Origin of the sequence: uncultured Rikenella sp., assembly GCF_947628055.1 — a bacterium.
In the GTDB taxonomy this organism is placed as follows: Bacteria; Bacteroidota; Bacteroidia; order Bacteroidales; family Rikenellaceae; genus Rikenella.
The window spans coordinates 1-8,333 of sequence record NZ_CANQYJ010000107.1 but is presented as its reverse complement, the minus strand read 5'-3'; the positions used below and the strand labels follow the sequence as shown (position 1 = coordinate 8,333).

The window sequence follows — 8,333 nt, the reverse complement described above, 5'->3', positions numbered from 1 at the left end:
ACACGATCGTGGACGGCAACTGGATGAGCGGGATCCGGCCGTTAGACGAGCTCTACCTCGGGCCGCAGGACGGCCTGCCGTCGGAGGTGGCGGCCAACAAGGGGCGGAACCACTACTATTTCCTGCCGTTCATCTTGGGGCTGATCGGCTTCTTCTACCAGCTCAAGCGCGACGGGCGGAATTTCCTGGTGGTTTTCCTGCTCTTTTTTATGACGGGGATCGCCATCATCCTCTACCTGAACCAGACTCCGCTGCAGCCGCGGGAGCGGGACTATGCGTATGCGGGGTCATTCTATGCCTTCGCGATCTGGATCGGGCTGGGCTTGCTGTGGGTGTACGACTTGCTGCACCGCAAGGCGTTCAAGGCGAACGCCCGGCTGGCGGCGGCGGTGGCGTTCGTGGTGTGCGCGTCGGTGCCGGCGGTGCTGGCGGTACAGAACTGGGACGACCACGACCGCTCGCACAGATATGTGGCGCGCGATATGGGGTACAACTACCTGGCGGGCGTCTTGCCGAACGGGATCATCATCGACTACGGGGACAACGACACTTTCCCGCTGTGGTACAACCAGGAGGTCGAGGAGGTACGGCCGGACGTGCGGGTCATGAACGCGTCGTACATCGGCGGGGACTGGTACATCGACCAGATGCGGATGCGGGCGAACGAATCGGCTCCGATCCCGCACTCGATGCCGCGGCACAAATACTACGGCGATGCGGTGGGGTTCGTCATCCGCGAGATTCCGAAGCCGGACGGCAGCGCATGGACGGCCCGGGAGGTGATGGCGGTGGTGAACAGCGACGACCCGCGGACGCAGCTGATGGATCAGGGGGGAAATACGTACGACATCGTGCCGGCGCGCCGGATCGCGGTGCCGGTGAACAAGGAGAATGTCATCAGGAACGGAATCGTGCGGCCTGAAGATGCGCACTTGATCGAGGACACGATCTATCTGAATATCGATCCGGACAAGCTGGCGCTCACGGCGGGCGAGATGGTTTTCCTCGACATGCTGGCTTCGGGCGACTGGACGAGGCCGATCCACTTCACTTCGGCGGCCGACCTGCTCAAATGGGGCCTGGTGCATTACGACACCGAGGGGGGAGAGTCGTGGTCGTACCTGCAGCAGGACGGGGCGACCTATCGGTTAGTGCCGATCAAGTCGCCGATCTCGCGGGTGTTCGGTGTCGGGCGAATCGACACGGAGACGCTGTACGACAACCTGATGAACAAGTACCGCTACGGGAATATCGCCGATCCGCGGGTCTATGCGGACGCTTTCGTGACCAACTCTTTCGCCTCGTCGCAGCTGCGGTCGTCTTTTGCGCGGTTAGCCAATGCGCTGACGGCCGAGGGGGATACGACCCGGGCGGTGGAGGTGCTGGATCGCGCGATGCGGGAGATGCCGCTGGAGCAGTTGCGCGTGGACGATATGGTACCCTTTATCGTGGAGGCCTATTACAAGGCGGGGGCTTACGACAAGGGGAATGCGCTGGCGCGGAAGGCGGGCGGAATACTGGCGGAGTATGTGGATTATTACGACCGGTTCACGGGCAATAAGAAGCAGCTGGTGGAAGACGAGGCGATGGACAAGCTGCACACGCTCTACAATCTGTACCGGATCGCGGACCGGAACGGGCAGACGGGAATCGTGGCGCTGTATGCCCCGTATTTCGGAGGAATGTAGCCGACTGGATTTTCCGGCATACCGATCCCTTTCTTCCCTGCGGAGAGGAAAGGGATTTTTTCGTCGGTCGTTTCCGGATGATGCGTTCTGCGGTTCGTTGTGCGGATTCCTGTCTGGCTTTTCATGGGAGGCGCGCTGCCGGAAGCGGCTGAGGGGATGAAAGGATGATCCGCATCGGATTCTTTCTGCCGACCCTGCCACCGCAAGGACAGACCGCCGGGCAGATTGCGGCTGAAGCAATAAAAAAACGGCCTCCGGTAAAAGAGAGGCCGCTTTTTTTGACGGGTTCCGGGCAGGAAAAGCGTCACGAAACGGGGCGGAACAAAGCGATGCTCTATGAACAACAGGTGGGGCATTGCTGGAGACGGCGGCGCGGAGTACGCAACTGGCTAACCGCGAAACCGAGATGCAGGGCGTGATCACGCTGTACCAAGCGTTGGGCGGCGGATGGATGTAGATTGATTGTCGGCCGGGGCGGAACCCGGTCGATCGGGTTGTTACAACGACGAAAAAGGGGACGTTCCGTTTCGGACGCCCCCTCTTTCGTTGAGAATTTTCGTTGATGGATACAGATCAGTCGATTTTCGGCAGCCGGCATCCGATTTTTTCAAAAGGAATCGGCGCGAACCGATCGATCATGCGATAGATCCGGGTATCCGGCACGAAGCCTTTCAAAGGGTCGGTCGGATCGACCCATCCCGGGTCTTCCGTCGTCACCCAGTTGTTGCTCCAGTCCGCCCAAGCCGAAGAACCGTCCAACAGACGGCCGACCCGGTAGAAAAGGTTTCCGGCGAAAACATTGCCGCGCGGCGTCCGCGGCGTTCCCTCCCAGTAATGCGCCAGCGCCGGATAAGCCGCCGCATACGGCGGCTCGGTATGCCGCACCGCCCGCAACCGTCGATCGACGATACCTCCGGCATCCAGTAAGCCGCGTCCCCAGCCCTCCATTCGGTTGTCGATGTGAATCGCCTGAGGCAGGTCGATAAAGAGATTATTCCGATAGACATTGTCGTGTCCGCCGCCGATCAGGACGGACCCGGACCCCGCTTTATAATAAACGCATCCGAACACCTCCATCCCGCACGCCCCGTCGTCGTGGTACGTAGCCGACACGCGGTGCACCGAAGGAAGATCGTGGAAATAGCAGTACCGCACCCGATTCCCCTGCTCCGACGGGTCGCGGCCGTAATACAAAGCCCCCTGATCGTCCACCTCGAGACAAACGTCGTGCATGTCGCAGTATTCCACCGTGTGGTCGTTCCCGTGGAGCAGAATGGCCATGCTCGGCGCATCGAAAATCTCGCAATTCGCAATCCGGTTCCCCACGCCGTCGATCCCGATGCCGGGGCGGTATGACTTTTCGATGCGGTTGAAATCGTGAATCCGGCAATTCTCCACATAATTGCCCGCCGGCGTCAGCGTCGCCCGGTCGCCCCCTCCCATCGAGACACCTCCCGCCCCCGTCCGGTAAATGCGGCAGTTTTTCACCCCGTTGTTCCGTCCGGCCCGACGATCGAACAGAATATCGTTGTAAATTCTGTTCCCCAAATGGCCGACGATCCACGGAGCGCCTTCCGGCGAGAGCGATCCGGAACCCGAGACATCGTCCGAACCGATGTCTCCGCGGCCGATGCAGACTCCGACATACCCTAAATTGCGGATCACGCAGCTATCGACCGACACATTTTCCGACTCTTCGATATAGACACCCATCCCGCGCGAATATTCGAGCGTCAGACCGAGAAGCCTGACATTCCGACAGTTTTCTATCGCAAACATCGGCGTTTCGAGCACCGAGACGTGGAGATCTTCCATCGGGCCCTCCTGCGGCGGGAGGAAATAGATCTTTTCGTTCGCCGTATCGAGCACGTATTCTCCCGGCCGGTCGATCTCTTCCGGCAGGTTCAAGGCATACCAGCGGCGGAACGGCGCCCCGCTCATGAACCCGTATCGGCTCGGAGCCGCACCGGTGATGGTTCGGGCTGCCGTGTCGATCCGCCGGATGGGAATCATATCGTCCGCATAGCCCCAGGCAAAATAGCCCCCGATCCACGCCCCCTCGACAGACTGCCAGGCGGCGGGGCGTTCCTCTGCATACTCGAAAACCGGGTCGCCTATTCCGTATTTTGCATCGCGCGGAATGTCGCCCGTGCAGTGAACCTTGCCGATCAGCGCCATCGTGTCGTTGGGCCATCGGGCGATCGTCAGCGGCTGTCCATTGACGAACAGTTCGCTCCATGCCGGCAGCGACGGGTGGCCGAAGCCTTTGGGCATCAGTCCGGTCAGGGGAATCTGTTCCGCCCGGGCGTCGATCATCCGGACGCGGTCGCGCACTTCAGGCCGCAAGCGTCCCCGCATGGCCGGGTCGGTCACTTTTTTCAAACGGCGGAACTCGATCGCACGGGAGCCGGTCACGGAGACCCTCTCTCCGCCGTAAGGGGCCACCGTCAGGTCGTGCAAACCGCTTATTTCGACCGTTTGTTGCAAAACGTATGTTCCGCCGCGCAAACGGATTTCGATGGTGTCGTGCGGATGTGCGGCCGTTTCGGTCAAAGCGCGTTCGATCGTACGGAACGGTTTGCGAAGCGTCCCGTCGTTCTCGTCCGCTCCGCGCGGCGAAACGAACCATGTCCGCCGCTCGGCTTGGGTTGTCGTTGCGATCAGACAAAACAGAATGACAAAAAATCGGAGTGCATACATAAAGTGAGAAATTTTTGATCGATTGGTCGGTCCGATATTCCGCGCCATCCGATGAAAAAGGCGCGGACGGGTCGGAAGAGGATTCTCGGTCCGGGGAAAGGAGAAAGCATAAAAGCGGTTCCTCGTTGCAAGAGAAACCGCTTTTTGCGATCCCGTCGAAAAGACGGCACTCGCAAAACAATATATATCCCCCCGCTCCTTGTGTCTCTATCGTTCCGAAGAAAAGGCGGGGAAACGTCCGCTGTGATTATTTCTTAGCGAAAAAATCCTTCACTTCCTCGTTCGGAACGATCTCGGTCTTGAACGTGTAAGCGCCGGTCTTTTCCGATTTCACCATTTTGATACATTTGGTCACGTTCTTGCCGTTCGCAGCGGTTTTGAGCGTAGCGACTACTTTCTTTGCCATGATGTGTAAAGATTACTTGATTTCGCGGTGAATGGTGACCCTTTTCAGTATGGGGTTGTATTTTTTGCGTTCCATCCGATCCGGGGTGTTCTTTTTGTTTTTGGTGGTGATGTAGCGCGACATGCCCGGCATCCCGCTTTCCTTGTGTTCGGTACACTCAAGGATCACCTGAACTCGGTTTCCTTTTTTAGCCATTTCGTTGTGGAGTCTTCAGACAGAGTGAATTAATAGATTTTAGGCAGCGCAGCCGCATTTTTCAGCGTGTTCGACAGCCCTTTCTTGTTGATGGTGCGCATCGCCGCAGCCGAGACCTTGAGCGTCACCCAGCGGTTTTCTTCCTCCAAGAAGAGACGCTTGCTCTTCAGGTTCGGGTTGAAGCGGCGTTTGCTCTTCTTGTTGGAGTGCGACACGTTGTTGCCGACCTGCGCGCTCTTCCCGGTGATTTGACAAACTTTCATTGCTTTTAATCGATTGTGTGAATAAAACAGAGTGCAAATTTCGCATTATTCTCCGAAATATCAAATTCCGCGAGCAGATAACTTCGGTATCGGCGCAATCCGGGTGTGGGGATCAGGCCCGAAACCGTCTTAGCGAGCGCTCTCCCTGCCTGTCGCAGCAGCTATCTGCGACAGGGTTTCGGCCAGCCCGGTATACCGCAGCGGCACCGTGCGCATGATCTCCGAGCCGTCGCAACGCCGGTGCGGCGCGAGCACCGCCGCCATGGCCGGGGCGAACGGCACCGCCAGCCTCAGCATCCAGCGCGGTATCCGGATACGGGGCTGCGGCAGCCCCAAAGTCCGGGCTATCTGGCCCAGAAAACGGCGGTAAGGCAGGTTCTCCGCCGAGAGGATATACCGTTTGCCCCACGCTTCCGGGGTCTCGGCCAGCAGGATCATGGCGCGTGCCGTATCTTCCGCCGATACGAACGCCATTTCGCCGTCGATCCAGAAACGATTCGCCCCTTTGCGCATGGCCTCGAACAGCCCGTTCAGCCAGAAATCCGACTCCGGCGACATGGCTCCGAGAATAACCGCCGGATTGACCACCGCCACCCGCAGCCCGTGCGCCGCAGCCCGCCACACCTCGTTTTCGGAGAGAAATTTGCTGCGGGCATAGGCCGATGCTCCCGCCAGATTTTCCATCACGGCATTCTCGTCGATGCACCCCGCCGGCCCCGGCGTGCTGCCCAGTGCCGCCACGGAACTGACGTGCACGAAAAGCGGCCCTTCGCCCGGCGAAGAGGCTTGTTCGAGCACCGCGGTGACCAGATTATGGGTGATCTCCACATTGCGGGTCACTAATTTTTCGCCTTCGCGCGCCTTGCCGACGGCCACCCGCGCGGCGCAGTTGAACACGATGTCCGGTTTTATCTCCCGTATCAGCCTGCGGCAGTCGTCGATATATTCCAGGGCGGCAGCCACGCGTCGGTAAGGCCGGTCGCCCAAGCCTCGCCGCTGCAGCAGCCAGTCGATTTTCGTCCACGACTGTTCCGAATGCGCCACGGCTGTGACGGCATATTCTTCCGCTCCGCCAGCCGGATTCCTGCCGAGCAGTTCGGCGACCAAGTGGGTGCCTACCAGACCCGAGGCTCCGGTAATCATGACCTTCTTCATGGTTTGTCCTGTTCTTAGTGTGCGGGCCCCGATCGGAACCCGCACGTCATATACCTGATGAACCGCGTTTTTTCCGCCGCGGAAAGCTGCGGGCCGCCCGCCGGCCCGATGACACGACCGTGCGCTCGAGCCATTGGTCGAACGGGTGCGCAATGCGCTTTATTATTATTGTCGGGTCAAATTTTATAATAACATCTGTAGGGGTCGGCTGCCAGCAGTCCTTTAGCCCGGAGTTGTCCCACGATGCTCGAAGCCTCCCAGAGCGGTACGTTCCACAGGTCGGCCAGGCTTTCGGTGTCGAGGCGTGCGCCGTCCGGAATGTCTTCGTATGCCTGCCTCAGCCGCGGGGCCAGTGTGGCCGTCTGCACCGGAACGGTTGCGGCTGCCCGTTTCCAGCCCAGAGCCTGCGCCACATCTTCTGCACTCTGATACATAATGGCTTTGTTGGTGCGGATCAACATATTGGTGCCTTCGCTCATCGGCTCGCCGATGTCGCCCGGCAAGGCGAACAGTTCTTTTCCGTAGCTCACGGCAATATCTGCCGTGACTAACGAACCGCCTTTGATCGCCGATTCCACGACGAGGGTGGCTTCGCTCAGCCCGGCCACCAGCCGGTTCCGGCTCAGAAAGTTGCCGCGGTCGATCACCGTGCCGGGCGGCATGTCCGACACGATGGCTCCGCCGGCGTCGAGAATCTGCCGGGCAAGGTAGTAATGGCTCCGAGGTACGATGTCGTCCACCCATCCGGCCATGATGGCCACGGTTTTGAGGCGGTATCGCAGAGCGGCAGCGTGTGCGGCCTTGTCGATGCCGAAGGCCAGTCCGCTCACGATCACGGTATCGGGATAGAGCAGCCCGATGTCCCGGACTATGCGTCCTGCGGCGGCGATTCCGCCCGGTGTGGCATTCCGGGTGCCGACCACGGAGAGCCATTTGCCGCTGTTGAAGTCGATGTTTCCGCGCACGTACAACACGCACGGGGCATCGGAACATTCGGCAAAAGCGCGCGGAAAGTCGGGCATGCCGAGGGTAAGCACTCTCACGCCTGTGCGTTCGCAGAGGTCGATGATGCTCATAGCGCGGGGAATGCTTTGGCCCGAGGCGATCTCCTGTGCGATATGCAGCGAGGCTCCGGTTTCCATCAATTGCTCGACACGGGCTGTCATGACGGCTTCGGCGCTGCCGAATTCGGCCAGCAGGCGCCGCATGTTTTTACTGCCTACCCGGGGCACGAGCGACAGGGCGATGCTGTATTTCATATCTGTAAAGATAATTGTTTTTCCCTTTGCTTGGTTGTGAGTTGAGGGTTTGGCTTCGTGCTGCGGTTTTGTCTTTTTTGTGCTTAGGGTGTCGCGAAGCGCAGAGGCCGGCGAGCCGAAGGATCGCAATAACTAATAACATACGGTTTATTACAAAGATCTCCCGATGTCAGTCCGGAGGTGCCGCTCGGCACCCGAACCGCAGCCGTTGCTGTTTTATTGGCCGCCTTTACCCCAAAGCCCTCGATGGCTCCGGGGCGTACTCGTGTTTTGGAACCGTCTTTGTCTCGAGCGTCGGTGAAAATCCGGTTCGCAGCACCGGGCGGGCCGCAGCCTCGCCCCGCGGAGGCCCGCAACTTTTTAATCGCTTGCGCGAGAGTTGCGTTCCCCGCAGGCTGCGACCGAAAAGATTAAAATGCTCTTACCACTACTACCGGGGGCAAAGAAAAATGAGGTGTACGCGAAAGCCCTTCCGGAAGCGTCGTGTTTTGCCTTGAGGGGGCCGCGCAGGACGCGCGGACACCCGACAAGGCGAAACCGATTCCCGGTGACTTCTTTGCTTTCTTTGACCTGCGGTCTTCCTCGCGCTACCTCGGCATAGCCCGCAAGCGGCCTCTGCTCTCGGTACGCTGCTCGGTTCTTGGTCACCCAAGAAAGAAAGTGCCCC

6 protein-coding genes and 1 pseudogene are annotated in these 8,333 nt (G+C 59.5%); 1 reads left to right on the top strand and 6 read right to left on the bottom strand.

The window, feature by feature from the left end; translation table 11 throughout:
* A pseudogene (locus Q0Z93_RS08775) lies at positions 1-1,688 on the top strand (DUF2723 domain-containing protein); the annotation flags it as partial.
* A 573-nt stretch (positions 1,689-2,261) separates the two neighbouring features.
* On the opposite strand, the gene Q0Z93_RS08770 reads toward Q0Z93_RS08775, so the two are convergent.
* The 6 genes from Q0Z93_RS08770 to Q0Z93_RS08745 all read right to left on the bottom strand — a co-directional run bounded on the left by Q0Z93_RS08770 (position 2,262) and on the right by Q0Z93_RS08745 (position 7,666).
* Positions 2,262-4,388, bottom strand: coding sequence for a right-handed parallel beta-helix repeat-containing protein (locus Q0Z93_RS08770; protein WP_298064612.1), 2,127 nt, complete (start codon positions 4,386-4,388; stop codon positions 2,262-2,264).
* A gap of 247 nt (positions 4,389-4,635) precedes the next feature.
* Positions 4,636-4,794: a DUF4295 domain-containing protein gene (locus tag Q0Z93_RS08765; RefSeq protein ID WP_083377613.1), complete on the bottom strand. Its 159-nt coding sequence runs from the start codon at positions 4,792-4,794 to the stop codon at positions 4,636-4,638.
* 12 nt (positions 4,795-4,806) lie between these two features.
* Positions 4,807-4,989, bottom strand: coding sequence for a 50S ribosomal protein L33 (gene rpmG / locus Q0Z93_RS08760; RefSeq protein ID WP_027290607.1), 183 nt, complete (start codon positions 4,987-4,989; stop codon positions 4,807-4,809).
* Positions 4,990-5,018: 29 nt separating this feature from the next.
* Positions 5,019-5,252, bottom strand: coding sequence for a 50S ribosomal protein L28 (gene rpmB, locus Q0Z93_RS08755; protein ID WP_298064607.1), 234 nt, complete (start codon positions 5,250-5,252; stop codon positions 5,019-5,021).
* A gap of 129 nt (positions 5,253-5,381) precedes the next feature.
* Positions 5,382-6,407 (bottom strand): NAD-dependent epimerase/dehydratase family protein, encoded by a 1,026-nt coding sequence (locus Q0Z93_RS08750; RefSeq protein ID WP_298064605.1) that lies wholly within the window; start codon positions 6,405-6,407, stop codon positions 5,382-5,384.
* A gap of 176 nt (positions 6,408-6,583) precedes the next feature.
* Positions 6,584-7,666: a DNA-protecting protein DprA gene (locus Q0Z93_RS08745; RefSeq protein WP_298064603.1), complete on the bottom strand. Its 1,083-nt coding sequence runs from the start codon at positions 7,664-7,666 to the stop codon at positions 6,584-6,586.
* Between the last annotated feature and the right edge of the window lie 667 nt (positions 7,667-8,333).

Coding starts and splice junctions, on each gene's coding strand:
- Q0Z93_RS08745 (WP_298064603.1), bottom strand. CDS start 7,666: ATGAAATACAGCATCGCCCTGTCGCTCGTGCCCCGGGTAGGCAGTAAA.
- Q0Z93_RS08750 (WP_298064605.1), bottom strand. CDS start 6,407: ATGAAGAAGGTCATGATTACCGGAGCCTCGGGTCTGGTAGGCACCCAC.
- Q0Z93_RS08765 (WP_083377613.1), bottom strand. CDS start 4,794: ATGGCAAAGAAAGTAGTCGCTACGCTCAAAACCGCTGCGAACGGCAAG.
- rpmG (WP_027290607.1), bottom strand. CDS start 4,989: ATGGCTAAAAAAGGAAACCGAGTTCAGGTGATCCTTGAGTGTACCGAA.
- Q0Z93_RS08770 (WP_298064612.1), bottom strand. CDS start 4,388: ATGTATGCACTCCGATTTTTTGTCATTCTGTTTTGTCTGATCGCAACG.
- rpmB (WP_298064607.1), bottom strand. CDS start 5,252: ATGAAAGTTTGTCAAATCACCGGGAAGAGCGCGCAGGTCGGCAACAAC.